20 protein-coding genes are annotated in these 24,708 nt (G+C 72.5%); 7 read left to right on the forward strand and 13 right to left on the reverse strand.

Annotated features, from left to right (window positions below):
* Nucleotides 1–70: 70 nt before the first annotated feature.
* Complete coding sequence (locus ACQ5SO_RS12315) at nucleotides 71–598, reverse strand: DUF3576 domain-containing protein (RefSeq protein WP_430941902.1); 528 nt, start codon at nucleotides 596–598, stop codon at nucleotides 71–73.
* A gap of 330 nt (nucleotides 599–928) precedes the next feature.
* On the opposite strand from ACQ5SO_RS12315, the gene ACQ5SO_RS12320 reads away from it, so the two are divergent.
* Together ACQ5SO_RS12320 and ACQ5SO_RS12325 are read left to right on the forward strand one after the other, a co-directional pair.
* Nucleotides 929–1,951: a porin gene (locus tag ACQ5SO_RS12320; RefSeq protein ID WP_430941903.1), complete on the forward strand. Its 1,023-nt coding sequence runs from the start codon at nucleotides 929–931 to the stop codon at nucleotides 1,949–1,951.
* A 132-nt stretch (nucleotides 1,952–2,083) separates the two neighbouring features.
* Nucleotides 2,084–2,740 (forward strand): YggS family pyridoxal phosphate-dependent enzyme, encoded by a 657-nt coding sequence (locus ACQ5SO_RS12325; protein ID WP_430941904.1) that lies wholly within the window; start codon nucleotides 2,084–2,086, stop codon nucleotides 2,738–2,740.
* A 180-nt stretch (nucleotides 2,741–2,920) separates the two neighbouring features.
* On the opposite strand, the gene ACQ5SO_RS12330 is transcribed toward ACQ5SO_RS12325, so the two are convergent.
* Both ACQ5SO_RS12330 and ribA read right to left on the reverse strand, forming a co-directional pair.
* The gene (locus tag ACQ5SO_RS12330; protein ID WP_430941905.1) at nucleotides 2,921–3,526 is read right to left on the reverse strand and encodes a L,D-transpeptidase family protein; all 606 of its coding nucleotides are present in this window, start codon (nucleotides 3,524–3,526) and stop codon (nucleotides 2,921–2,923) included.
* Entirely contained in the window at nucleotides 3,523–4,626 is a 1,104-nt protein-coding gene (gene ribA, locus ACQ5SO_RS12335; RefSeq protein ID WP_430941906.1) for a GTP cyclohydrolase II, read from the reverse strand. Before ribA ends, ACQ5SO_RS12330 begins: the two co-directional genes overlap by 4 nt.
* Nucleotides 4,627–4,818: 192 nt before the next feature.
* Between ribA and ACQ5SO_RS12340 the strand changes: the two genes are divergently transcribed.
* A complete protein-coding gene (locus ACQ5SO_RS12340) occupies nucleotides 4,819–5,505 on the forward strand; it encodes a response regulator transcription factor (protein WP_430941907.1) in 687 nt (228 codons plus the stop codon).
* A gap of 271 nt (nucleotides 5,506–5,776) precedes the next feature.
* On the opposite strand, the gene ACQ5SO_RS12345 is transcribed toward ACQ5SO_RS12340, so the two are convergent.
* From ACQ5SO_RS12345 to ACQ5SO_RS12360, 4 genes are read right to left on the reverse strand one after another with little or no spacing between them, the layout of a single operon-like run.
* Complete coding sequence (locus ACQ5SO_RS12345) at nucleotides 5,777–6,556, reverse strand: SDR family NAD(P)-dependent oxidoreductase (RefSeq protein WP_430941908.1); 780 nt, start codon at nucleotides 6,554–6,556, stop codon at nucleotides 5,777–5,779.
* Nucleotides 6,553–7,896 (reverse strand): FAD-binding protein, encoded by a 1,344-nt coding sequence (locus ACQ5SO_RS12350; RefSeq protein WP_430941909.1) that lies wholly within the window; start codon nucleotides 7,894–7,896, stop codon nucleotides 6,553–6,555. Before ACQ5SO_RS12350 ends, ACQ5SO_RS12345 begins: the two co-directional genes overlap by 4 nt.
* A complete protein-coding gene (locus ACQ5SO_RS12355) occupies nucleotides 7,893–8,378 on the reverse strand; it encodes a GtrA family protein (RefSeq protein WP_430941910.1) in 486 nt (161 codons plus the stop codon). The genes ACQ5SO_RS12350 and ACQ5SO_RS12355 overlap by 4 nt, the downstream gene beginning before the upstream one ends.
* On the reverse strand, nucleotides 8,375–9,805 hold the full coding sequence (locus ACQ5SO_RS12360; protein WP_430941911.1) for a UbiA family prenyltransferase: 1,431 nt from the start codon (nucleotides 9,803–9,805) through the stop codon (nucleotides 8,375–8,377). Before ACQ5SO_RS12360 ends, ACQ5SO_RS12355 begins: the two co-directional genes overlap by 4 nt.
* Nucleotides 9,806–10,124: 319 nt before the next feature.
* On the opposite strand from ACQ5SO_RS12360, the gene ACQ5SO_RS12365 reads away from it, so the two are divergent.
* A complete protein-coding gene (locus tag ACQ5SO_RS12365) occupies nucleotides 10,125–10,910 on the forward strand; it encodes an exodeoxyribonuclease III (protein WP_430941912.1) in 786 nt (261 codons plus the stop codon).
* A gap of 5 nt (nucleotides 10,911–10,915) precedes the next feature.
* Nucleotides 10,916–11,701, forward strand: a complete 786-nt coding sequence (locus ACQ5SO_RS12370) for an enoyl-CoA hydratase/isomerase family protein (protein WP_430941913.1) — start codon at nucleotides 10,916–10,918, stop codon at nucleotides 11,699–11,701.
* A 211-nt stretch (nucleotides 11,702–11,912) separates the two neighbouring features.
* On the opposite strand, the gene ACQ5SO_RS12375 is transcribed toward ACQ5SO_RS12370, so the two are convergent.
* Nucleotides 11,913–12,521 carry an outer membrane lipoprotein carrier protein LolA gene (locus tag ACQ5SO_RS12375; protein ID WP_430941914.1) on the reverse strand — a complete coding sequence of 203 codons (609 nt, stop codon included), beginning with the start codon at nucleotides 12,519–12,521 and terminating at the stop codon, nucleotides 11,913–11,915.
* 317 nt (nucleotides 12,522–12,838) lie between these two features.
* Here ACQ5SO_RS12375 and ACQ5SO_RS12380 point away from each other — a divergent pair, with 317 nt between their 5' ends.
* Both ACQ5SO_RS12380 and ACQ5SO_RS12385 read left to right on the forward strand, forming a co-directional pair.
* Nucleotides 12,839–14,053 (forward strand): aminotransferase class I/II-fold pyridoxal phosphate-dependent enzyme, encoded by a 1,215-nt coding sequence (locus tag ACQ5SO_RS12380; protein ID WP_430941915.1) that lies wholly within the window; start codon nucleotides 12,839–12,841, stop codon nucleotides 14,051–14,053.
* A 42-nt stretch (nucleotides 14,054–14,095) separates the two neighbouring features.
* Nucleotides 14,096–16,738 (forward strand): DNA translocase FtsK, encoded by a 2,643-nt coding sequence (locus tag ACQ5SO_RS12385; protein WP_430941916.1) that lies wholly within the window; start codon nucleotides 14,096–14,098, stop codon nucleotides 16,736–16,738.
* An 85-nt stretch (nucleotides 16,739–16,823) separates the two neighbouring features.
* On the opposite strand, the gene ACQ5SO_RS12390 is transcribed toward ACQ5SO_RS12385, so the two are convergent.
* The 5 genes from ACQ5SO_RS12390 to icmH all read right to left on the reverse strand — a co-directional run bounded on the left by ACQ5SO_RS12390 (nucleotide 16,824) and on the right by icmH (nucleotide 24,525).
* Entirely contained in the window at nucleotides 16,824–17,306 is a 483-nt protein-coding gene (locus ACQ5SO_RS12390) for a DUF2202 domain-containing protein (RefSeq protein WP_430941917.1), read from the reverse strand.
* Between the two features lie 203 nt (nucleotides 17,307–17,509).
* Nucleotides 17,510–18,265, reverse strand: coding sequence for a PP2C family protein-serine/threonine phosphatase (locus ACQ5SO_RS12395; protein WP_430941918.1), 756 nt, complete (start codon nucleotides 18,263–18,265; stop codon nucleotides 17,510–17,512).
* Nucleotides 18,262–19,434, reverse strand: a complete 1,173-nt coding sequence (gene tagF, locus ACQ5SO_RS12400; RefSeq protein WP_430941919.1) for a type VI secretion system-associated protein TagF — start codon at nucleotides 19,432–19,434, stop codon at nucleotides 18,262–18,264. Before tagF ends, ACQ5SO_RS12395 begins: the two co-directional genes overlap by 4 nt.
* Nucleotides 19,431–23,084: a type VI secretion system membrane subunit TssM gene (gene tssM, locus ACQ5SO_RS12405; protein ID WP_430941920.1), complete on the reverse strand. Its 3,654-nt coding sequence runs from the start codon at nucleotides 23,082–23,084 to the stop codon at nucleotides 19,431–19,433. Before tssM ends, tagF begins: the two co-directional genes overlap by 4 nt.
* A 16-nt stretch (nucleotides 23,085–23,100) precedes the next feature.
* Nucleotides 23,101–24,525 (reverse strand): type IVB secretion system protein IcmH/DotU, encoded by a 1,425-nt coding sequence (gene icmH / locus ACQ5SO_RS12410; protein WP_430941921.1) that lies wholly within the window; start codon nucleotides 24,523–24,525, stop codon nucleotides 23,101–23,103.
* Nucleotides 24,526–24,708 lie beyond the last annotated feature (183 nt).

Consider the following 24,708-nt stretch of genomic DNA (forward strand, 5'->3'; position numbering starts at 1 on the left):
GGAACGCGAAACCGCCGCCCCGGGGGGCGGCGGCTGCGTGTTCGGGCCGGGGGCTGGATCGGGGGCTGGATCAGCCCTGCTCGTCCTGCAGCGCGTCGATCCGCATCTGGCGGGCGCGGGTGAGGATCAGGTCCTCGAGCCGGCGCGGCGCGGCGGCGGAGACGGGGGCAGAAACCCAGGCGCCGGTCTCGGCGCGCACCTCGCGGTAGACGGCGACCTTCAGGCTGCGCGCCTCCAGCTCGAGCCCGGTGACGAAGGCGGCGACCTTGATCCGCTCGTTCGGGGCGTCGGGGCTGGTGCTCCAGTCGGTGGAGATCACGCCCGAGAACGGGTCGGTGGACCCGGCGGGCATGAAGGACAGGGTGTCGAGCGTGGCGCGCCACAGGTGCTTGTTGACCAGCAGAACCCCGCCCTGTTCGCCCCGGGTGATGCGGTTGGCGGCGGTCAGGTCGCCGATCGTGCTCCGCTTGCGGTCGCGGGTCAGGTCGGCCTCTTCCTTGTCGTAGACCTCGCGCGGGGCGCCGGTCTCGACGTCGCCGCAGGCGGCGGTCCCGAGCAGCAGAACCAGCGGCGCGGCGATCTGCCAAAACTTCTTCATTCCGCCTTCTCCCTCGCATGCGGCAGGCGGCGCGGGGGCTGGACGGGGTCCCTGCGCGCGCGGCTTTCCAGCCATGTATCGTCTCGAACCGGCCGCTGCAAATCATTCGTCCGCGTCGAATGTGAACGGATCGCGGGGCGGGCAGAACAGATCAGGGCCCTGATGACGCCGATTTTGTGGCGCCCCCGACACAGGGGGGGCAGGGGCAAATTCATCTCGGTCGAATCGTGTTGACCGGATCGGGGTGTTGCGGGGAATGTGCCCTCGACCTTGCAGGCAAGACCTCGCAAGGCATTCGGATACATCGCATCGAACTCTGCGAGGGACACAATGAAAAACGCTCTGTTCGCGACCACCGCGCTGGTCGCCCTCGGCGTCGCCGGCGCCGCCTCCGCCGCCGAGCCGCTCACCGCTTCCGTCTCCGGCTACATGTTTGCCGGCGTCGCCTACAGCACCATGGACAACGGCGTCACCTCGTCGGACGACGTGGGCGTGATGCGCGACGGCGAGATCCACTTCTCGTTCCGCGGCACCTCGGACAACGGCCTGACCTTCGACGGCCGCGTCGAGCTGGAAGCCTTCACCACCGGCGACACCATCGATGAGAACTGGGTCCGCATCTCCGGCCCGTTCGGCTGGGTCAAGATCGGCGCGGACGACCACGCCTCCTACAACCTGTCGACCGGCGTCCTGTACGCCCCGGGCGCGAAGATCGGCCACTACGACGCGTTCAACGAGTCGCACCCGGTCGGCGGCGTGTTCGCCACCAACAACCGCTTCTCGGACCAGGTGGGCATCCACTACAACACCCCCGAGTTCTCCGGCCTGCAGGCGCAGATCTCCTACCTGCCCTCGCTGTCCTCGGACTCCGGCGGTGACTCCAACACCGCGGTGTTCGGCGACGACGACGCCATCTCCCTCGGCGTGAACTACCGCTTCGAAGGCGAAGGCTTCGCCGTGCAGGTTTCGGGTGGCTACGACGTCTACGACGCCGCCGCCGGCCTGGACGACGACGGCTTCTCCGCCGGCGCCCGCGTCGAAGTCGCCGGGTTCACCCTGGGCGGCCTCTACAAGGAAGGCATGGAAGACTCCCTCGCCGGCAACCACGCCGAGAGCGAGTACGTCGTGAACGCCGCCTACTCCACCGGCCCCTGGACTGCTGGCCTGGGCTGGGCGCACTTCTCCGACCTCGGCGGCACCACCACCGACGCCGACAAGTTCGCCGGCTGGGTCACCTACGCCCTGATGCCGGGCGTGACCACCACCCTGGGTGTCGAGCACACCAACGTTGACGGCGGCGGCGCCGACGCCGACGGCACCACCGCGATGCTCTACATGGGCCTGTCCTTCTGATCTTCGGATCAGACGACCGGTGCAAGATCGGGGAGCGGGCTTCGGCCCGCTCCCTTTTTCTTTGCGCCGGTTTTCGCGCCGCGCCGCGCGGTCCGGCTTTCCCGACGCGCCGCGCCGCCGTATAACGCGGCCATGTCGCTGTCTGACGTCACAACCCGCATCGCCGCCGCCGAGGCCCGCGCCGGGCGCGCCCCCGGCTCCGCCCAGCTCATCGCCGTGTCCAAGGTTCAGCCCGAGGACAGGGTGACCGCCGTGCTCGACGCCGGTCACCGCCTGTTCGGCGAGAACCGCGTGCAGGAGGCGGAGGAGCGCTGGACGCCGCTGCGCGACCGCTATGACGGCGTGGTCCTGCACCTGATCGGCCCCTTGCAGACCAACAAGGTCAAGAAGGCGTTCGACCTGTTCGACGCCATCCAGACCGTCGACCGGGACAAGCTGGCCCGCAAGATCGCCGACGAGGCCCAGGCCCGCGGCGCCTGTCCTTCGCTGTTCGTCCAGGTCAACACGGGCGAGGAGCCGCAGAAGGCGGGCGTTCCCCCGCTCGAGGCCGACGCGTTCCTGGAGACCTGCCGGGACGAGTACGGCCTGCAGATCGCGGGGCTGATGTGCATTCCCCCGGCGGAGGAGGCGCCCTCGCCGCATTTCGCGCTGCTGCGCAAGATCGCCGAGCGCAACGGGATCGCGGGCCTGTCCATGGGGATGAGCGCGGATTTCGAGGATGCGATCAGCCTCGGGGCCACCCATGTGCGGGTCGGCTCGGGCGTGTTCGGGGAACGCGACTACGGCTGAGCCGCGCGCCGGGGGCCACGCGCGCCCGGGGCGACGCGGCCGCGCGGGCGACCGGGTTTCACGGGGATGACCGCGGGGCGCGGCCCTGCTGCGGGCGCCGCGTCGGGCCGCGCGGCGGCTGAACCGGGGCGCCCGCGGCGCGCGGCACGAGTCGCGCCCGGCGGCGCGGGGGCCATCGGCTCAGGGCCGGAAGAAGATCCGGCTGCGGCGCGTCCAGCGGGCGAGGATCCAGCGCAGGTCGCCTTCCGCGAACGCCGCGCAGCCCGCGGTGGGGCTCAGCAACCCCTTGCGCACATGCAGGAAAATCGCGCTGCCCCGGCCGGGGACCGGCGCGTCGGCGTTCCAGCCGGTCTCCACCACAAGGCGGTAGAGGCGGTCCGGGCGCAGCATCCGCTCCGCCCCCCGCCCGCCGCGGGCCGAGAGCCGCACCGGGCCGTTATACCCCCCCAGCGCCGGGTCATCGCCCCAGCCGAGGTCCGGGCCGATCGCCGTCTCCGGCAGCGCCCCGCCCGCGGGGGGGCGCGACGCCGGGCGCCACACCTGTCGCGCATATGTCACGCAGAGCGGGGTGGCCCCGTCGCCCTCGGCCTTCGCCGCCCCCGGCACGCAGCCGCCGCGGCCGAGCACGCAGGGGAATCGCCGCCCCAGGAACCGCGCCCCGCGGGGCGAGATCACCAGGTCCGTCGCCCGCGCCGCCGGGATCCAGCCGCCGGGCCCCGCCGGAGGGCCGCCCGCGACGCCGCCCGAGAGGCCCCGCGGCGGGGGCAGGGGGCGGGCGCGGATCACAGCAAGTGCCCGCTCTTGGCCGCCTTGGTGGCGAGATACCGCGCGTTCAGCGGGTTCTCGCCCACCGCCAGCGGCACGCGCTCCGCCACCTTCACGCCCGACGCCTCCATCATCCCCACCTTGCGCGGGTTGTTGGTCAGCAGCCGCACCGAGGAGAAGCCGAGCCGCTTCAGGATCTCGGCCCCGATGCGGAAATCGCGCTCGTCATCCTCGAAGCCGATGCGGTGGTTGGCCTCGACCGTGTCGAACCCCTGGTCCTGCAGCGAATAGGCCCGCATCTTGTTGGCCAGCCCGATCCCGCGGCCCTCCTGGTTGAGGTAGAGGAGCACGCCGCGCCCTTCCTCGCCCATCCGCCCGAGGGCGGCGTGAAGCTGCGGGCCGCAATCGCATTTCAACGACCCGATCACATCGCCGGTGAAACAGGCCGAGTGCAGCCGCGCCAGAACCGGCGCGTCGCGGGGCGGATCGCCGATCTCCACCGCGTAATGCTCCTCGGACCCGTCGCGGGGGCGGAACACGTGGACCCGCGTGCCCCGCGCGGCGGAAATCGGCACCCGGGCGCGGGCGATGGGGTCGATCACCAGGTCCTCCGCCTCGGCCGAGAGCAGCCGCCCGGCATCCAGCACCGTCAGCCCGTGCGCCGCGGCCAGCGCCCGGGCGGCCTCGGCCCCGCCCGGCAGCGGCGCCACCAGCGCGGCGGGCAGCAGCTGCGCCTGTTTCGCCAGCCGGATCGCGGCGCGGTGCAGCCCCGCATCGCCGCCGCGGCGGGACCGGAACGGGCCCTTCATCGGGGTCTCGAGATCGCTGGCCGGGTCCGCGGCGCTGCGCACCAGCGCGGTGCCGTCCCCCGGCCCCAGCGCGATCCGCGCCACGTCGCCGTCATAGGCCACCGCCTTCAGCGTCGCCGCCCGCCGCGCGGTCAGCGCCAGGTCCAGCGCCCCGGCGGCGGCGCGCATGTCGGCCATCCGCTCGGCCCCCGCCGCCTCGGCCGAGGCGACCAGCGCCCCCGCCCCGTCCAGGCTCAGCGCGATCACCGCGCCCAGCCGCAGCTCGGCGCGGGCGCGCGCGGCAAGCTCCTCGATCGTCAGGCTCAGCGCCAAATCCCCGTCTCCTCGGCAGAGGGCGGCGCCCGGCGGCGCGCCTTCGTCCCCGTCATATAGGCCGCGCGCCCGGGCTGAAACAATCGCCGCGCCCGGCTGACACATGCGTGAAGCATTGCAACACGCCCTTCCCATCGGCCCCGCTGCACACTTTCTGAACCACAGCACACGGGTTTGCGACGGAGAAAGACGATGGCCGCCCTCAAGAAGATCCTGCTGGTGGATGACGACCCGGACCTGCGCGAGGCGCTGGCCGAACAGCTTCTGATGACCGAGGACTACGACGTGTTCGAAGGCGAGACGGGCGCCGAGGGCATGGAGAAGGTCAAGGCGCAGATCTACGACCTGGTGATCCTCGACGTGGGCCTGCCGGACATGGACGGGCGCGAGGTCTGCCGCCTGATGCGCAAGCAGGGGGTCAAGTGCCCGATCCTGATGCTCACCGGCCACGTGTCGGACAGCGACGCGATCCTCGGCCTCGACAGCGGCGCCAACGACTACATCACCAAGCCGTTCCGCTTCCCGGTCCTGCTCGCGCGCATCCGCGCCCAGCTGCGCCAGCACGAGCAGTCCGAGGACGCGGTGTTCTCGGTCGGGCCCTATTCCTTCCGCCCGGCGGTGAAGATGCTGGTGGACGAGGCGGAGCGGAAGATCCGCCTGACCGAGAAGGAGACCAACATCCTCAAGTTCCTCTACCGCGCGAACGACCGCGTGGTGCCGCGGGACACGCTGCTGCACGAGGTCTGGGGCTACAACGCCGGGGTCACCACCCACACGCTGGAGACGCATATCTACCGGCTGCGGCAGAAGATCGAACCGAACCCGTCCGAGGCCTCGCTGCTGGTCACGGAATCGGGAGGCTACCGCCTCGCGCTCTGAGCGGGGGTTGAAAGCCGGGGGACGGGCGCCGAGATAGGGGTTATGTCCGGTCGCGCGGCGATGCCTCGGCCTCGTCGAACCCCTCGCGCTCCCCCCTCGCGCGAGACGCAATGCCGGACCGGCGCCCGGCGGCTTCCCCCCCTCTTACCGCCGGGCGCCGCCTGATTTTCGCTTCAGGTTTGCGCATGAAAAACGCCCGCCCCCCGGACCGGGGAGCGGGCGTTTTTCATGCCGGTCCGGCGCCGGCGCGCGCGCGGGGGGGCGCCCCGCGTCAGAACTTGGTCTTCATGAAGATCTTTTCGGGCAGGTGGGTGATGATCGCCATGATGAGCCGCCACTTGGGGTCCATCACCAGCGTCTTGCCGCCGTCGAGGCCCTTGAGCACCGCCTTCGCCACGTCCTCGGGCTGCGAGGTCAGCGGCGCGGGGGTGTCCATCCCGGCGGTCATCGCGGTGTTCACGAAGCCGGGCTTCACGGTCAGCACCTGCACCTTCGAGGCGGCGTATTTCTGGCGCATCCCCGACAGCCATTCGCTGAACCCCGCCTTGGCGGCGCCGTAGACGTAGTTCTTGGCCCGGCCCCGGTCGCCGGCGACCGAGCTGATGCCGACCACCGCGCAGGGCAGGCCGGTCGCGTGCATCCTGCCCGCGATCATCTCCAGCGCCTGGGCCGGGCCGGTGAAGTTGGCGGCGATCACCCGGCGCCCGAGGGCGGGGTCGTTCGCGCTTTCCTCCTGCTCGGGCATGAAGCCGACGGCGCAGATGGCGATGGAAGGGGCGGCGGGAAGACCTGCCAGCAGCCCCGCCGCGCCGCCCTCGCCCTCGGCCGGGGCCTCGGCGTCATAGGCGTGGCAGGTGGCGGGCACGCCATAGCGCGCGGTCAGGTCCGCGGCGTCGCGGGCGATGTCCTCGGGGCTCCGGGCGGCGAGCTGGATCGGGTGGCCGCGTTCGGCCAGCGCCCGGGCGATGGCCCGCGCCATGTCGGACTTGGCGCCCAGCACCAGCACCGGGCGGTCGCCGTTCCCGCCCTTCGGGTTGCTCGCCCCGCTCACAGCCCCAGCCCCTCGGACTGGATCGACCGGAACCGGGGCGCGGCGGCGTCGCGGCGGGCCAGGGCGTCGAAGGCGGCGCGGCCCTCGGGATAGCCGCGCTCGAAGGTTCTCTGGGTCATGCGTGCATCCTTGGCGAGGTAGAGGCGGCCCCCCGCCGCCAGCGTGATTTCATCCAGCCGGTCCATCAGCGTCAGCGCGGCCGAGGAGAGCGGGAAGTCGAGGGCCAGCGTGTAGCCCTCCATCGGAAAGGAGAAGGGCCGCTCCGGCGCCCCCGGCCCCATGCGTTTGAGGACCGCGAGGAACGAGCCCATCCCCGCCCCGGCGATGGCGGCGAGCTGTTCGTCCAGCGCGTCCCGCGCGGTCGCGAGCGGGATCACCGCCTGGTACTGCGCGAAGCCGCGGCGGCCATAGATGCGGTTCCAGTGCAGCAGGCTGTCGAGCGGGTACATGTACGTATCCCAGTCGACGAAGGCCGTTTCCGGCGCCTTCGCCCCCTTGGCGTAATAGAGCTTGTTGAACGCCTTCACCGACAGCCCGTTGAGCGCGCCGTTGGGGGCGTCCATCGGCACCGTCTTCGGGCGCTTGCGCGGCGGGCCCAGCGGATCGCCCAGGTGGCGCGGCAGCTCCGCCGCCCGCGCGTGATCGGCGAGGTAGATCAACGAGCGTCCCCGCGCCGCGCCGCGCGCCAGCACGTCGATCCAGGCGACGGAATAGGGGACGTGGTAATTGTCCTCGAACGCGGCGATGGCCGCGTCGAGATTGCCCGCCACGACGGTGCGCTGGCGGAAATACCCGGTCTCCACCGCCCGCAGGCGGACCTGCGCGCGCAGGATCACCCCGGTCAGGCCCATGCCCCCGAGGGTGGCGTTGAACAGGTCCGCATTCTCGGTCCGCGAGCAGCGCGCCACCTCGCCCGAGGCGAGCGCGAGGTCGAACCAGTCGACATGGTCGCCGAAACTGCCCGCGTCGTGGTGGTTCTTGCCATGCACGTCGCTGCCGATGGCGCCGCCGAGGGTCACGAACTTGGTCCCCGGCGTCACCGCGGGGAACCAGCCGCGGGGCAGGAAATGCGCGATCAGATCGCCAAGGCTCACCCCCGCTTCCGCCGTCACCGCGCCGGTCTGCGGGTCGAACCCCAGGATCCGGTCGCAGCCGGTCATGTCGAGCGTCAGCCGCGGGTTCATCGCCGGCGCCCCGTAAGACCGCCCGAGCCCGCGGGCGATCAGCTCCGGCCCCCGCGCCGCCGCCTGCGCCGCCGCGTCGGGGCTGGCGGGCCGGGCCACCGCGCAGGCGCGGCGCGGCCAGCGGCCCCAGCCCCAGATCTCCCGCACGCCGGTCATGCCGCGCCGTCCTTGCGCGCCCCGGCGGTGAACACGAACCGCTTGTCGAGCTGGTATTTCACGACATAGCCGATGCCGAGGCCGACGGCCCCGCCCACCGTGGCCGCCATGTCCGTCGCCCAGATCACGAAGGCCGCCGATTGCGCGCCCCAGAAGATCACCGTCGTGGCGATGCCCATGGCGGTGTAGAGGGCGAACTGCGTCCCGTGCTGCTTCGCCCCCGCGGCCGCGCGGTCGTCGAAGATGAAGAACTTGTCGAGCACGAACTTCACCACCAGCCCCACGCCGGTGCCCACCGCCAGCGCGAACCAGTAAGCGAGGTCGAGCGTCCCCGGCGCGGGCGACCAGGCCGCCCGCGAACCCCACTGCGCCCCCAGGTTGGCGATCGTCGACACCACGCCGAACGCGGCGTAGAGCGTCGCCAGCCGCGCCAGCGACATCTGCGCCTGGGCGGGCGCCGCCTCGGAACCCGCGCCGCTCACAGCGCGCCCGCCGCGACGAAGGAGAGGGCGCAGAGCACGAGGACCGACAGGCTCACCCGGTCCTTCATCGCGAACACGACCGGGTCGTCGTCCATGTCCCCGCGATGGGTCACCATCACCATGCGCGACACCCAGTAGAGCATCAGCACGCAGACGAACCACAACAGCGTGGGCGAGGAATAGAGCGCCTGCGCCTCGGGCGAGGAGATGTAGAGCGCGAGCGCGAGCACCGAGGCGGTCCCCGTGCTCATCGCCAGGCCCCGCACCACCGGCAGGTCGTCGGTCCGGTAGGCGCGGCCCGCGGTCTGCTCCACCCCCCGCTTGATCTGGTCCTCGAGCTCGGCCATGCGTTTGACGGCCGCCAGCGACAGGAACAGGAAGATCGAGAAGCCCAGCATCCAGGGCGACAGCGGCAGCGCGGTCGCCGCCGCCCCCGCCACGATGCGGATGGTGTAGAGCGCCGAGAGCGTCCAGATGTCGAGGATCAGCTTGCGCTTGAGCGTCAGCGAATACGCCCAGGTCAGCACGTAATAGGCCGCCAGCACCCCGAGGAAGGCGAGCGGCGTGAACAGCAGCGCGACCAGGATCGAGACCGCGACCAGCCCCGCCGCGACCCCGGCGCCGGGGCCGATCGGCACGTCGCCCGCCGCGAAGGGCCGCGCGCGCTTGCGCGGGTGCGCCCGGTCCGCCTTCAGGTCCAGCATGTCGTTCACGAGATAGACCGAGGAGGCGAGCAGCGAGAACGCGACGAACGCCGCCAGCGCCGCGCCGAACCCCGCCGCCTGGTGGGCGGCCAGCAGCGGCGCGAAGATCAGCGCGTTCTTGGCCCATTGCCGCGGCCGAAGCGCCTTGATCCAGGGTTTGAGCGCCGCGGCGCCGCCGGGACGGGGGGCGATGTGCCCGGCCCCCGGCGCCAGCGCCTCGGCCGCCTTGCGCGCGGCGGGGGCGGCCCGGACGGTGGACGCCTCGGCCGCGCCCGCGAAGGCCGCGCGGTCGGCGGCGGGCCCGATGAAGACATAGCCCCCCGCCCCGAACCGCGCCCCGGGCAGCGCCGCGGCGGCGGCGGGGTCGGGCGTCTCGGGGGCCAGAACCTCGTCGAACAGCCCGAGCGCCCCGGCCACCGCCTCCCCGAGGCGGGCGTCGGCGGCGAGCAGCGCGGTGGCCCGTCCCTCGGCCCGCGCGGCGCGCAGGCGCTCCAGGACCTCCTCGTGCAGCGGCAGGGCGGCGGGGTCGAGGGGCGCGTCCTCGGCCATCGCGGCGCGCAGGCGGCCGGAGCGGGCGAGGCCCAGCAGGCGCGGCGCCTCGGCCGGCGCGGCGGACAGGCGGGCGGCGACCGCTTCGTGCAACGTGTTCACGCCGGTCAGCCCGCCCTCGAGGGCGACCACGAGCGGAAGCGGGGCGTTCGGCGGCGTGTCGTCGTCTGGCATGGGCTGGCTATCGTTCGCGAATGGCGCGGCGCGCCGCGTCCGGCGCTTCGGCCCGCGTTGCGCGTCGCTGGATAAATGGATTCAACGCCCAAAGGATTAGCAACTCCCCCCATCGCGCGCGAGGGCGGCGGGCCGTCGTGCGACGCTGCGGCGCGGAAAACCGCGGGCGCCGCGGCGCCGGGGGGCGTGCGCCCGGCGGCGGACGGTCGGCGGGGCCGCGCCCTTGCGCCCTGCGCGCCCGGGGTTGAGAACCCGCCCCCCGCGGGGCATGGTCCGGGACCTTCGCGCCGCAGCGCCTTCTTCGTCACGGGACCCGTCCATGGCCTTCACCATCTGCACCTGGAACATCAACTCGGTCCGCCTGCGCGCCGACCTCGTCGCCGCCCTGCTGCGCGAGGAAAAGCCCGACGTGCTGTGCCTGCAGGAAACGAAGTCGCCCGTGGACAAGATCCCGTTCCCGATCTTCGAGCAGCTCGGGTGGAAATACGCCCAGGCGCGGGGAGAGAAAGGCTATAACGGCGTCGCGATCCTGTCGCGGATCCCGCTGGAGCCGGTGGAGCATGTCGACTGGGTCGGCAAGGGCGACGCCCGCCACGTGGCCGCGCGGCTGCCGGGAGGCGAGGTGGTGCACAACCTTTATGTCCCCGCGGGCGGCGACGAGCCCGACGTGGCCACCAACCCCAAATTCGATCACAAGCTGAAATTCGTCGACCAGATGGCCGCGCATTTCGAAGGCCAGGACGGCGAGGCGGTGCTGGTCGGGGACCTGAACATCGCGCCGGGCGAGGATGACGTCTGGTCCCACAAGCAGCTCTTGAAGGTCGTCTCTCACACCCCGATCGAGGTGGAGAAGTTCGAGGCGGCCCGCGCCCGCGGCGGCTGGGAGGACGTGGTGCGCAAGCACCTGCCCGAGGGCAAGCTGTACTCCTGGTGGTCCTATCGCGCGCGGGACTGGGACGCGGCGGACAAGGGGCGGCGGCTGGATCATGTCTGGGCCACGCCCGGGCTGGCGGCGCGGTCGCAGTCCGCGCGGATCCTGCGCGAGGCCCGGGGCTGGGAGAAGCCCTCGGACCACGCGCCCGTGTTCGTGACCTTCGGGGAGTGAGAGAGATGAGCGACAATCCCGCGATCCTGCTGGAGCTGCCCGAAGATGCCGGCGGCGTGGCCGTCCTGACGCTGAACCGCCCGGAGCGGCACAATTCGCTGGAGCTGGCGGATTTCGAGGTCGGCAAGGCGCTGCTGGCGCAGGCCGAGGCCGCCGGGGTGCGCGGGCTGATCGTCACCGGCGCGGGGGAGAAGACCTTCTGCGCGGGCGCGAGCCTCGGGGATGTCGGCGCGGGGGGCGGCGCGGCCTTCGTGCCGGGCGCCAACCCGCTGACCCAGTTCTGCGATGCGCTCGAGGCGTTCCCGGCCCCGACGGTCTGTTCGCTGAACGGCGGCGTTTATGGCGGCGGCGTGGAGATCGCGCTGAGCTGCGATTTCCGGGTCGGGGGCGCGGGGATGAAGGCCTTCGTGCCGCCGGCGCGGCTGGGGATCCATTACGAGCCCTCGGGGATCGACCGGGCGGTGCGCAAGCTCGGGGCCCAGGTGGCGCGGCGGATGTTCCTGCTGGTCGAGACGCTGGACGCCGAGGGGCTGGAGCGGGTCGGGTTCCTCGACCGGCTGGTGGAGAAGGCCGAGGTCGCCGCGGTGGCGCGCGGGCTGGCCGAGACGGCGGCGGGATTCGCGCCGATGGCGGTGCAGGGAATGAAGCGGACCATCGACGAGCTGTCGCGGCGGGAGCTCGACGCCGAGGCGGCGCGGGCGCGGATCGCGGCCTGCTGGGCGTCGGAGGACCTGCAGGAGGGCGTCGCGGCGATGAAGGAGAAGCGCGCGCCGGTGTTCAAGGGGCGCTGAGGCGTCTCGCCGGGCATTGGGCCGGGCGTCTTGCCGGGCATGAGAAGGGGGCGCGGCCGGTCGGCTGCGCCCCCTTCGTCTTGTCGCGCGCGGGGCTGTCGGGCCTGCCGCCCTCCGGGCGCCGGCGGCCCGCCCGCCCCGCGCTGCCGCGCGTCTCCCCCCTGGCCCCGCCCCGCGCGGGGGCGCTTCGGACAGGGGCGCGCTCAGCCCGTCAGTTCTTGCACTCGTCGAGCTTCACCGCCGCGGGGGCGAACTTGGCGGGGCTGATCTGCACGCCGCGGCGGACCTCGGAGAGGGCCACGGTGGTGGTCTGGCCCTGGCCGTCGGTGATGATCCACTGCCGCAGCTCGAGCGGGTTTTCCGAGAACACCATGGTCATCTGGCCTTCCGCCGGGCGGTCCGGGTCGACGGCGGTGACGCGCATCTGGCCGCCCGCGGTCTCGACCCCGGTGACGGCGCCTTCGGCCCGCAGGTTCACCCGTTCCTTCAGCAGCAGGTCCAGCGGGGTTTCCGACAGCGGCGCGGTCTGCTGGCTGCAGTCGCGCAGGTCGAACACCACCACCCAGACGCCGTCCGCGACCACAAGCGTGGGGTTCGGCGGCGTGTATTCGAAGCGGATGCGCCCGGGGCGGGAGATGTAGAACTTCCCGTCCGAGACCGAGCCGTCGGGCGCCACCTGCACGAAGTCTCCTTCGGCGGTGGTCAGCCCGTTCAGATAGGCCGAGATGCGGGCGAGGTCGCGGGCGTCCTGCGCCCCGGCGGGGGCGGCTGCGGAAGCGGCGAGGGCGGTCAGGCCGATGGCGGCGGCGATGCGTTTCATGACGGTCAAATGGCGCTCCATCGCGGCGATTCAACGGCGAAGGCGTCGCCGCGGCATGGCTTTCACATGACATGTCCGGGGCGCGTTGGGAACCGGGCGGGGGCGCCGCGGGGGCGCTTGGGGCCCCGCGCCGCGCCGGATCGGCCTCATTTGGCGTTAACTTTAACCAATTCATAACATCAGGCGCGGTATTCTTGCCCTGCGGCCGTGCGCGACGGCAGGGGCCGGGTCCGTGAACTGGACGCGCCGCCCCCCGGCGCGTATCATTCCGCCAATGACGCCCGCGCGATAGACGGGCGCGTTTCGAGGCCAGATCGATGCAGCTTCCCCAGCGGTTCCAGGACCTGCCGGAATACGCCTTCCCGCGCCTGCGCGCCTTGCTTGACGTCCACAGCCCGGGCGCCGAACCCATCGCCATGTCGCTGGGCGAACCCAAACACGCCGCGCCGCCCTTCCTCGGGCAGGCGCTGGACGATGCCGCCGCCCTCTGGTCGCGCTACCCGGCGAATGAGGGGCTGCCGGAGCTGCGCGGCGCCATCAGCGACTGGATCGGCCGCCGTTTCGGCGTCGAGGAGGCCCGGCGCGACCCCGACGCCCATATCTTCCCCCTCAACGGCACGCGCGAGGGGCTGTTCAACGCCTGCCTCGCCCTCTGCCCCGAGCAGAAGAACGGCAAGCGCCCGGCGGTGATCCTGCCCAACCCGTTCTACCAGTGCTATGTCGCCGCCACCCTGACCGTGGGGGCCGAGCCGATCTTCACCGCCTGCGGGCCGGAGAGCGGCTTCCTGCCGGACCTCGACGCGCTGACGCCCGAGATCCTCGACCGTACGGCGATCTTCTACCTCTGCTCGCCCGCCAACCCGCAGGGCGCGGTGGCGACCGAAGGCTATTGGCGCAAGCTGATCGCGCTGGCCGAACAGCACGATTTCACCGTCTTCGCCGATGAGTGCTATTCCGAGATCTGGCGCGACGCCGCCCCCACCAGCGCCCTTCGCGTGGCGCAGGACATGGGCGCGGACCCGGAGCGGGTGGTGATCTTCCACTCGCTGTCGAAACGCTCCAACCTGCCGGGCCTGCGCTCGGGCTTCGCCGCGGGCGGCCCGCGCGCCATCGCGTCGATGAAGCGGTTGCGGGCTTATTCGGGGGCGCCGATCCCGGGGCCGATCCAGGCCGCCTCGGCGCAGGTCTGGGCGGACGAGGCGCATGTCGACGCCTCCCGCGCGCTCTACCAGCGGAAATACGCCATCGCGGACGAGATCCTCGGCGGCGCCCCCTATTACACCGCCCCCGAGGCCGGATTCTTCCTGTGGCTTCAGACCGGGACCACGGCCGAGGACGGCGAGGCGACGGCCCTGAAGCTGTGGCGCGAGGCGGGGGTGCGGGCGCTGCCCGGCCATTACCTGTCGCGCCCCGTCACGCCGGGCCTCGGCGCCGGAGACCCCGGCGCGGGCTTCCTGCGCGTGGCGCTGGTCGCCTCGGTGGAGGACGTCCGCGAGGGGCTGACCCGCATTCGGAACTGCCTGGAGGGCTGACCCGTGCCGTTCGAGTTCGAAGGACAGGAGGGATCGCGATCCATGGGCTTCTCCCGCAGCCGACCTGCGCCGGAAGAGCTGTTCTCGCCGGAGCCGGAGCCGGAGGACGCAGCCGCGCCCCGGCCCGGCTTCCTGCCGCCCGCCATCTCGGCGGCGCTGCGCAGGCTGGGCGTGCAGTCGCTGGGCATTCTCGGCATTGCGGGGGCGGGCGCGTTCGGCGCGCTGCTGTGGTCCTGGCATCCCGATGACCCGTCCTTCCTGAACGCGACCGGCGCCGCGGCGCAGAACCTGCTGGGCGCGCCCGGATCGCATATCGCCGACCCGATGATGCGCGGCCTCGGGCTGTCCGCATGGGCCGTGCCCGCGCTGCTCGGCGCCTGGGGGCTGCGGCTGGTGCTGCGCCGGGGCGAGGGGCGGATCTGGTCGCGCCTCGGGCTCGGCGCGCCGGTGGCGCTGCCGCTGCTGGCGGCCTTCGCGTCCTCCAACGTGCCGCCCGCGGGGTGGGAGCACCCCTGGGGCCTCGGCGGCGGGCTTGGCGACGCGATCCTGACCGAGCTTCTGCCGATCATCCCGCTGCCGCTGACCCAGGCCATGCTGGCGTTGACGCTGGGGGGCGGGGCGCTGGCGCTGACCGCCTCGGGCCTCGCGCTGGGCCTGAACGGGGCGGAGACCCGCGCGGGCCTCGGCTGGATGGGCCGGGGCCTGGCCCGCACCTCCCGCGCCGTCGCGGCGCTGGCCGGGGGCGCGGGCGCCGCCGCGGCGCGCAAGGCGATGGGCCCGCGCTCCTCGCGGCTTGATGCGCCCGAACCCGTCGGATCGCGCCGCCGCGACCCCGAGCTGACCGCCGGCGCGACCCGCAAGGGCCCGGCGCCCGAGGCGGAGGAGCTGGAGGAAGAGCGCGGCATGGTCGCCCGCCTCTCGGCCCTCGGCGGCGGGCTTGGCGCCCGTGATCGCGCCGAGCCGGAGGAGGCCGAGGCCGAGATGGTCCCGGACGAGGCGCAGGATTGGGACGCGGGCGAGGAGTCGCCCGACGAGGACCGCGACGCCCCGCGCGTCGTCGTCTCGCAATCCGCCCGCCGTCCGCAGCAGCTGTCGTCCCGGGCCCAGGCCGAGCGCCAGCCCGGCCTCGCCCTCGGCGGCGGGGCCGAGGCGGCCGAGGAGCACGCGCTGCCCCCGATCTCGCTGCTCGCCGATCCGCGGGAGGTGGAGCGCCGCGGCGTCTCGGACGAGGCGCTGGAGGAGAACGCGCGCCTGCTCGAAGCCGTGCTCGACGATTACGGGATCCGCGGAGAGATCGTTTCGGTGCGCCCCGGCCCGGTCGTCACGATGTATGAACTCGAACCGGCCCCGGGCCTGAAGGCGTCCCGCGTCATTTCGCTGGCCGACGACATCGCCCGCTCCATGTCCGCGCTCGCCGCCCGCGTCTCCACCGTCCCGGGCCGGTCGATCATCGGCATCGAGCTGCCCAATGATCACCGCGAGAAGGTCCTGTTCCGCGAACTGGTCGAATCGCGCGCCTTCGGCGACGCCCGCGACCGGCTGCTCCTGGCGCTGGGCAAGGATATCGGCGGCGAGTCGGTCATCACCAACCTCGCCAAGATGCCCCACCTCTTGATCGCCGGCACCACCGGGTCGGGCAAGTCGGTGGCGATCAACACCATGATCCTGTCGCTGCTCTACCGGCTCACGCCCAAGGATTGCCGCCTGATCATGATCGACCCGAAGATGCTGGAGCTGTCCGTCTATGACGGCATCCCCCATCTTCTGTCCCCCGTCGTCACCGACCCCAAGAAGGCCGTCGTCGCCCTCAAGTGGACGGTGGCCGAGATGGAGGACCGCTACAAGAAGATGTCCCAGATGGGCGTGCGCAACATCGAGGGCTACAACGCCCGCGTGCGCGACGCCCTGAAACGGGGCGAGAGCTTCAGCCGCACCGTCCAGACCGGCTTCCACGAGGACACCGGCGAGCCGATCTTCGAGACGCAGGAGTTCGAGCCGGAGGAGCTGCCCTTCATCGTCGTGATCGTCGACGAGATGGCGGACCTGATGATGGTCGCGGGCAAGGAGATCGAGGCCTGCATCCAGCGCCTCGCGCAGATGGCGCGCGCCTCGGGCATCCACCTGATCATGGCCACCCAGCGCCCCTCGGTCGACGTCATCACCGGCACGATCAAGGCCAACTTCCCCACCCGGATCTCGTTCCAGGTCACCTCGAAGATCGATTCGCGCACCATCCTGGGCGAGCAGGGCGCCGAGCAGCTGCTGGGCATGGGCGACATGCTCTACATGGCCGGCGGCGGGCGCATCACCCGCGTCCACGGGCCGTTCGTCTCGGATGAAGAGGTCGAAGAGGTGGTCAACCACCTGCGCGCCCAGGGCCAGCCGGATTACGTCTCCGGCGTCACCGAGGGCGTGGAGTCCGAGAAGGAGGCCGATCTCGACGCGGTGCTGGGCCTTGCGGGCTCGGGCGGCAATGGCGGCCCCGGCGGCTCGGACGAGGAGCTCTACGACCAGGCCGTCGCCATCGTGGCGCGCGAACGCAAGTGCTCCACCTCCTACATCCAGCGGCGGCTGTCGGTCGGCTACCAGAAGGCCGCGCGCCTCGTCGACCAGATGGAGGAGCAGGGCGTCGTCGGCCCCCCCAACAAGGTCGGCAAGCGCGAGATCTACGTCGGCGAGGTCTGACGCGCCGGCAGGGCGTGGAATGCAGTTCGGGCGGGGCCTTTCGGTCCCGCCCGTTTTCGTCTGATCCGGGGTGTGAGGGGAAGGATCAGGCGAGAAGCGATTCGAACGCCGCGAGGTGGTTCTCGGAGCCCGCGAGCAGGTTGTCGTAGATGGTGGCGAGCTGCGTGCCCTCGACCTCGGCCGAGGCTTCGGCGAGGTCGATGATGTCGGTCTCCTCGATGAACACGCCGACGTTCAGCGCCGCCTCGGTCGAGGTCGAGGCCTGGGCCATCAGGTCGTCATACATCGCCTGGATCTCGGGGTTCACGTACTCGCCCTCGGGGGCGGCCAGGATCGCGTCCAGCGTCAGCCCCAGCTTTTCCGCCTGGGCGAGGAGGACGTCCATGTGCTGATCCTCGGACGCCGCGATGTTGGCGAAGACATTGAGGCCGGTCTGGTCGTAGAGCGCATCGTAGATGTCGCCGGCCATCTTCTCTTCCTCGATCATGAAGAGAAGGGTGTCGAGATCGTCCTGGTCAAGCGTGGACGTGTTGTTCTGTTTGCGGCCGAAACCGTTACGCGCTTTCATGGGTTGCACCTTCTGAAGCCTGGGGCGTGACGCGGGCCGCCGGGAATTTTACATCCCGCGACCTGCGCCGCTTCGAGGACTTCTTGATAGGTGTGAATCTGCTAATATGCAATTACGAGCATATCACGCGGGCGTGAGGGCGCGTGATCCGGTGGCGTGAGCTTGCCCGGCGGCAGACAGCGGCGCGGCCCCCCCCGCGCGGCTCAGTAGAACTCCACCACCAGCGCGGTGACGTTGTCCTGCGCGGTGGCCTCCAGCGCCGCCCGGACCAGCGCGTCGGCGGCGGCCTGCGGATCGTCGGCCCCGGCCAGAAGACCCGCGATGCGCGACTCGGGCAGGGTGCGCGTCAGCCCGTCCGAGCACAGCAGCGCCCGGTCGCCGCGCTGAAGCTCCACCTGCTGGAAATCGAACTCGGCCGTGTCCGCGGCGCCCACGGCGCGGGTCAGGACATGGGCGTGGGGGTGGCTTTCGGCCTTGTCCGCGTCCAGCTGGCCGCTGTCCACCAGCGCCTGCACCACGGAATGATCCCGGGTGACCTGGGACATCCGCCCGGCGCGCATCAGGTAGCCGCGGCTGTCGCCGATCCAGGCGAAGAGGCCGTGCGGCCCCGCGGACAGGAGCGCCACGAGGGTCGAGCCGATGGCCCCGGTCCCGTCCGCCGCCGCCTCGGCCCGCAGCCGCGCATTGACGGCGCCGACCCGGGCGATCAGGTCCTGCAACTGGTCGCGGGGCGAGGGCAGGGCGGGCGCCTCCTCCACCGCCGTCTTCAGCGCGGCCGAGGCGTAGTCGCCGCGGCTGTGCCCGCCCATCCCGTCGGCCACCGCCCACATCTGCGCGGCGGGGTTGAGGGCGAGCGCGTCCTCGTTGTGGTCGCGCACCGGGCCCTGGTCGGTGCGCCCGCCCGCGCGGGGGCTGAGCGGCTGCATGGTCTGCGGGGCGGTCTCGCCGGTGAAGCTCATGGGCGGCCCTCCTTCTGCGGGTCGGCCGCGGAAGCGGCGTCCGGAGCGGCGTCGGCGGCGGCGTCCTCACGCGGCGGGGCGGCGTCGAGGCCCGGGAACAGCGGCGGCGCGGCCTCTGCGGCGGGGCCGCGGTGGAACAGCGGGGGCTCCTCCGGGGCGCCGAGGGGCGCCTCCGGGAACAGCGGCGCGTCCTGCGGCGGGGCGGCAGGTTCGGGGAACAATGGGGCGTCATCCGCCGCGGCGGGCGCGTCGGCGAACAGCGGCGGGCCGTCGGGCGGCGGGGAGGGGGCCTGCGCCGTCGATGCCGCCGCGCCGTCCGTCGGCGCGGCGTCCCGCGCCCCGGGGGCGGTCTCCACCGGCGCCGTCTCGGGCCGGGCCGCGCCGCCCTCTTCCACCGGGGGCGCGGGCGGTTCCGGGGGCGCCTCCGCGGCCTCCGCCGCCAGCGCCGCGTCGCGCCCGGCGGCGACGTCGCGCCCCGAGGCGATCATCGCCGCGGCCACCGCGCGGGCCGAGGGCGCGCCCATCGCCGGGACCCGCGCCGCCGCGCCATAGCGCCCGCCGCCCGTCTCCCAGACCGAGGCCGCGCCGCCGGCCTGCACCGGGTTCGGCGCCGGAAGGCGGCGCACCGCCATCACCTCGGCGAAGGCGGCCTCGGGCGGGAACCCGGCGTCCAGCGCCCGGATCGCCGCCGCCTCGGCGGATGCAAGGAATGGCGCCGCCGCGACCAGCAGCGCGTCGGGATCGGCATCCTCGCCCGCCTCTCCCAGCGCCAGGAGGCAGAGGGGAAACCGCCGTCCCACCCGGTCGACCGAGGGGCAGACCACCCCCACCGCCAGCCTTTCGCACAGCGCCCCGGGCCGCGCCGCGAAGCGCCAGACCGGCATCACCGCCCAACCCTCGTCGAAGCCGGGCGCCGCCTGCGCCTCTTTCAAACCATCCGCCAGGAACCGCTCCAGCCGCTCCCGTTCCGCCGGGGGCAGGCCGCGGGCGATGAAATCCCCGGCCGAGGGCGCCTTGCCGCAATAGCCGACATGCGCCAGCGCCACGCCCGGCGCCTTGCCGCGCGCCCGCGCCGCCTCCCCGCCCTGGGCCGCGCCATGGGCCTTCCGGCCCCCCGCGGGGGCGTCGCCGCCCCCGAAGAGGCGCCCGAGAAGGCCCCGGCCCGTCACTGCAAGGAGCCCGGGCAGCGGAAGGCCTTCAGCTCATCCGCCACCGAGAGCGGGTTCACCGAGGACCCGAGCGACAGCTCCACCAGCAGCGGGTAGCCCTGGATGCGGAACTCCACCCGCGCGCGGTCCCCGGCGCCCAGCAGGCGCGGCGGCGCGGCGGCGCGGTCGAGCATGCGGAAGAAGCCCCACTCCCCGGCCTCCGAGAACACCGCCTCGGTCCCCGGCTCGGCCTCGGCCCCCTCGCCCGCGCCCATGACGATGGCGACCAGCGCGCCGTTGGCGGGCTGCGGGCCGGGCCAGGCCAGCTGCCGGCCCTGGAACTGCGCCGCGTCGAAGGTCTCGAGCCGCCCGCCGATCTGCACCCGCGCGGCGGTCGACCCCACCGGGAACGCCTTCGGCAGCACGCCGATATTCACCTGCGGGGCCGGAAGCCCGTTGGGGAAATAGGCCCGGCGCAGCTTGTGCACCGTCTCGAAGAACTGCAGCGGCTGCACCGAGAAGCCCAGCAGCCGCCCCTCCGCCGTCCACTGCCACGGGCTGCGGGTCTGGTCGACGAAGCGGGTCAGGTTGTCCCGGAAGAAGCTGTCGAGCCGCCCGCCCGGGCCGAGCACCGCCTGCAGGTCGATCAGCCCCACCGCCGCGCCGCGGCCGAAGGGATAGCGCCCCTCGAGCGCCCCGCGGCACTCGGGCAGGACCGACCCGGCCCAGATGTCGTTCAGCTCGGCCTTCAGCCCCGCCGCGCCCTGGGTCTCGATCTGGCGGAACAGCTCCACGATCGGCTCGCGCACGCTGTCGGGCGCGCGGCGCACGTCGTTCAAGAGGTCCTTGCCCTCGGGGGTCGAGGACAGGAGCGTCAGCTTGCCCGCGCTCTGCTTCATGTCCCCGAGGCGCCGGTAGACGCCGTTGAGCGATTTGCGCACCCGGTCCACCTCGGTCGACGGGCCGCCGTCGCGCACGAAGTCGTGCAGCTCGCGGAAGGTGTCGGACACGAAGCGGCCGGGGGTGTTCTGCGCCGCCTGCGCGGCCGCCCCCTCGATCAGCCGGCCGCCGCGCTGGAACTTGTGCATCAGCCCCTGCATGGCCATCTTCGCCGCCTCGGACAGGAACGGGCTGTCCTCGGCCGGGGTCGCCGCCAGGTCGGTCTGCCGCGAGGCGCTGACCAGGATGCGCACCCAGGGGCTGACCGTGGCGGCCGCCGAGATGTCGCGGAACACGGATTCGGCGTGGTCGAGATCGCGGAAATTGACGATGCGCAGGTCGCGCAGCATCCCCTCCCAGCGCTCGACATACTCGGTGTAATAGAGGTCCAGGATCTCGCGCTGGATCTGTCCGGCCTCGGAGCGGGTGGGCCGCGCGGCGTCCTCGGCCAGAAGCCAGGCCTCGTCCTCGGCCAGCCCCGCGGCCTCGGTCGCGGCGCCGATCATGTAGCCCCAGAAGCCCTCATAGGTGAACAGGCCCGGGATCGGGTCCGAAAGCGGCGCGCCCGAGGCCCGGACGAACACGTTGTCGGTGCGGTTGCCGCCCTCCACCGCCGGGTTCCACGGGTCCAGCGCCCGCGCTTCGGGCGACCGGCGCAGCCCCGCCCAGGCGCGTTCTGCGAAGCTGATCTGGCTGACCGCCCCCTGCGCGCGGGAGATCCCCTCGTCGTTCAGGCTGCGGTCCCCGATCCTGCCCTCGGTCATCGCCGCCAGCATGGGGTCGAGATGCGAGACCAGTTCCGGCACCACCGGCGAGGTGACGCCGAGATCGGTCGTCCACTGTTCGACCAGCGAGTCCTTCACATAGACCGGGTCGAAATGGGTCTTCGCCCGGCCGCCGACCATCAGGTAGGTCTTCAGGTCTTCATAGAGCAGCCCCGGCTCGTCCAGCCGCGCATCCATCAGCTGTTCGAGCCGGAACAGGATGCGGGTGCGGAACAAATCGTCCAGCGCCTGGATATAGGCGGCGTCGGCCTGGGCGCGCAGGGTCGAGATTTCGTCGATCCCCATGCCCCAGTAGGGCGCGGCGGCCTCCTGGGAATGCAGCCGCGCGCGGGCCTCCTGCAGGATCAGCAGCGGGTCGAGCACCCGCTCCAGGTTCGGATCGGCCACCGGCACGGCGACCACGGGCGGCGGCGGGGCGGCCTCGCCCTCGACCAGGTCGGGGACCGGCGCGTCGCGCGGCACCTCGCCCAGCCCCTCGGCCAGGATCTCGGCGCGGTAGGCGTCCATGGCGGCGGCGAAGGCCGCGGCCTCCTTGCGGTCATGCTCGGCCACCGACCACAGCATGAAGGCCAGCGCCGCGGGCACGGCCAGCAGCAGCAGCGAGGCGGCGATCTTGAACGCCGCCCGCCCGGCCCCGCGGCCGCGCAGCTGGCGGCGCACCATGCCCTGTTCGGGGAAGATCACCTCGCGCAGCAGGTCCCCGAGGAAATAGGCCCGCGGCTTGCCCGAGAACATGCCGACCATCTGCCGCCCGAGGCCGAAATCGCGGGCCATGCGGGTCAGCAGCCGGTCCACCGGCTGCCCTTCCTGGGTGGCGGAGGTGAAGTAGAAGCCGCGCAGCATCGCCGGTTTCGCATCGAGGCCCGTGGCGAAGGCCTGCTCGAGGAACCGCGTCACCACCGGCTTCATGGTGGCGAACTGGGCCGGGAAGCCGAACAGGCGGGCGCGCATCCCCGGATCCTGCGCATCGTCGAGGCGGGCGAACTGGATCTCGCCCAGCCGTTCGATCAGCAGGTCGTATTCCGCGGGGACCGCGGCGAGGGCGGTCTTGACCGAGGTCGCCGGGTCCTTCGGGTCCTCGGCGTCGAAGGTCACGCCCCAGACCTGGTCCTGGCCCTTGTCGCGCAGGGGCTGGAAGAACTCGGTGAAGCCCGCGATCAGGTCGGCCTTGGTGAACATCACGTAGACCGGCGGGCGGGCGCCCAGCTCATCCGCCAGCTCGTCCAGGCGCGCGCGCAGGGCCTTCGCGTGGGCGTCGATCTCGGCCTCCGAGGCCTGGGCCAGCTCGCCGAGGCCGATGGCCACGATGGCGCCGTTGATCGGCTCCAGCGGGCGGGCCTTGCGCAGCATCCGCAGGAAGTTGCCCCAGGCGGCGGAATCCACCTTCGCGTCCGAGCCCTGCTGCACATAGCGCCCGGCGGTGTCGATGAACACGGCTTCGTTGGTGAACACCCAGTTGCAGTTGCGGGTGCCGCCCATGCCCTCGATGTCGATCTTGTCGCCCGAGGCGCGCAGGAACTGCATCCCGGTCTTCTCGAGCGCCTTGAGCGCGGTGGTCTTGCCCGATCCGGGCGGGCCGACGAACACGTACCAGGGCAGCTGGTAGACGTATTTCGCGCCGCCGCGGCCCTTGAACTGAAGCTGGCCGAGGTCGCGCATCGCCTCCTGGAACTTGGTCCGCAGGGCCTGCTCCTCGGCCGAGATCGCCTCGCCCGAGGCGTCGGCCTGGGCGGCCATGCTCTCCATCATCTTCTTGTTGGCGCGGCGGATGCGCAGCAGCCACCAGGCGGAATACGCCAGCCAGATGAAGGTGATGACGCCGATGGCCGAGAGGCGGATCCAGCCCGGGTCCTCGAACAGAAGATCGCCGACGAACCAGATCGAGGCCGACAGGATCGCCACCGCGACGAAGCCGAGGAAGACCGGGTTGAGAATGTATTTGCGCATGGAAATCCCGGGGCCTTCAGCGTTGCACGAGCACGATTTCGACCCGCCGGTTGCGGGCGCGCCCTTCGCGGGTCTGGTTGGTGGCGATGGGCTTCTGGTCGCCCAGCCCCTCGGCCGTCATCCGGCCCGCGGCCTGCAGCGCGCCGGCCATCACGCCCATCGCCGCCTCGGCCCGCGCCACCGACAGGTGGTAGTTCGACGGGTACTTGTTGGCGCGGCTCGGGGGGATGCTGTCGGTATGCCCCTGCACGATCACCTCGCCCGGCTGGTCGTTCAGCGCGGCGGCGACGCGGGTCAGCACGTTGCGGTAATGGTCGTCCTGCACCACTGCCTTGCCCGAGGCGAACATCGCCCGCCCGGCCAGCTCGGTGACGATGCGGATATAGAGCAGCCCGCCATCCTCGTAGACCTGCACCAGCCCCTCGTCGATCTCGGGCTGCAGGAAGAACTGCACCTGCTCGCGCGCCGGGGGCGGGGGGGCGGGGATCTCGACCGGTTCCTCGGCGGGGGGATCGTAGCGGACGATCTCGGTCTCGCCCTGCAGCGGCATGGAATTGACCGAGGCGACGGCCATCGCCCCGCGGTCGCCGGTGAAGGTGAAGGCGAGGACGAAGGCCAGCGCCGCCAGCCCGATCGAGAGCGCGGCGATGAGCCAGAGCGGAACCAGGTCGCGCAGCGGGCGGCGCGGGGCGGGCACGCCGGGCCAGTGGTCGGCCACCGTCTCGGCCAGCCCGCCGCGCCAGGCCGACAGCTGCTGGAAGGCGCGCTTGCGGAACCCCTCCAGCTCCGGCGCCTTGGCGGCGTCGGCGCGCCGGTAGCGGCCTTTGAACCCGAGCGACAGGCAGATGTATTTCAGCTCCAGGAGGTCCTTGGCCCGCGGCTCGTTCAGGCACAGCTCGAGGTTGTGGAAGAAGCGGTCGCCGGGGGTGACCTCGCCCTCCAGTTCCGACCCGAGGGTCTTGGCGCCCCATTGCAGCGCGACATTGTCCCAGGGCCGGGACATGATCACGTCGTCCAGCGTCGCCGACAGCGCGTAGCGGGCCATGTCCACCACCTGCCGGTGCTGCCCGAGGGCCTGCGCCTCCTGCCCGAAGCGGGACATGAGCGCGAGGATGCGGGAGCGGAGCGCCGCGAGGTCCATCGGCTCGATCTGCCGGGACAGGTACACGGCCAGTTCCAGGATCGGCGCGGCGGCGTCCACCAGCGGGTTCACGCCGGGGCGGGCCGCGGCCTCGTCCATCGCGCCATAGCCCGCCGCGCCGCCGCCGAACGCGTCGCCGAAACCGCCGCCGCCGCCGCCGAACGGGCCGCCGAGGCCGGCCTGTCCAGCCCCCGGGGCCGCGCCGCCGGGGGTGGGGGCCACGACCGTGCGCGGGCCGCCGGGCTGCGCGCCGCCGCCGCCGCCCGAGGGGCCGAGGCCGAAGGGATCGTTGTCGGACATGCGCCGAAGCCTCCCGTCATCTCGCGCCCGCGCGGCATCGCGCCGGGCGCGGACCGGGCCGCCGTTCTCCGGGGGGCCGGTCTGAAAGCATCGCCCGCGAGCGGGCGCTGATCAATCGCCCCGTCTCCGGGGTGGTGTTCAATCCTGCGGTGCGGCGGGTCCGCGGCGTCAATCACGCCCCCC

The sequence above is a fragment of the Rhodovulum sp. DZ06 genome, from assembly GCF_050586345.1.
Lineage (GTDB): Bacteria > Pseudomonadota > Alphaproteobacteria > Rhodobacterales > Rhodobacteraceae > JBOCEF01.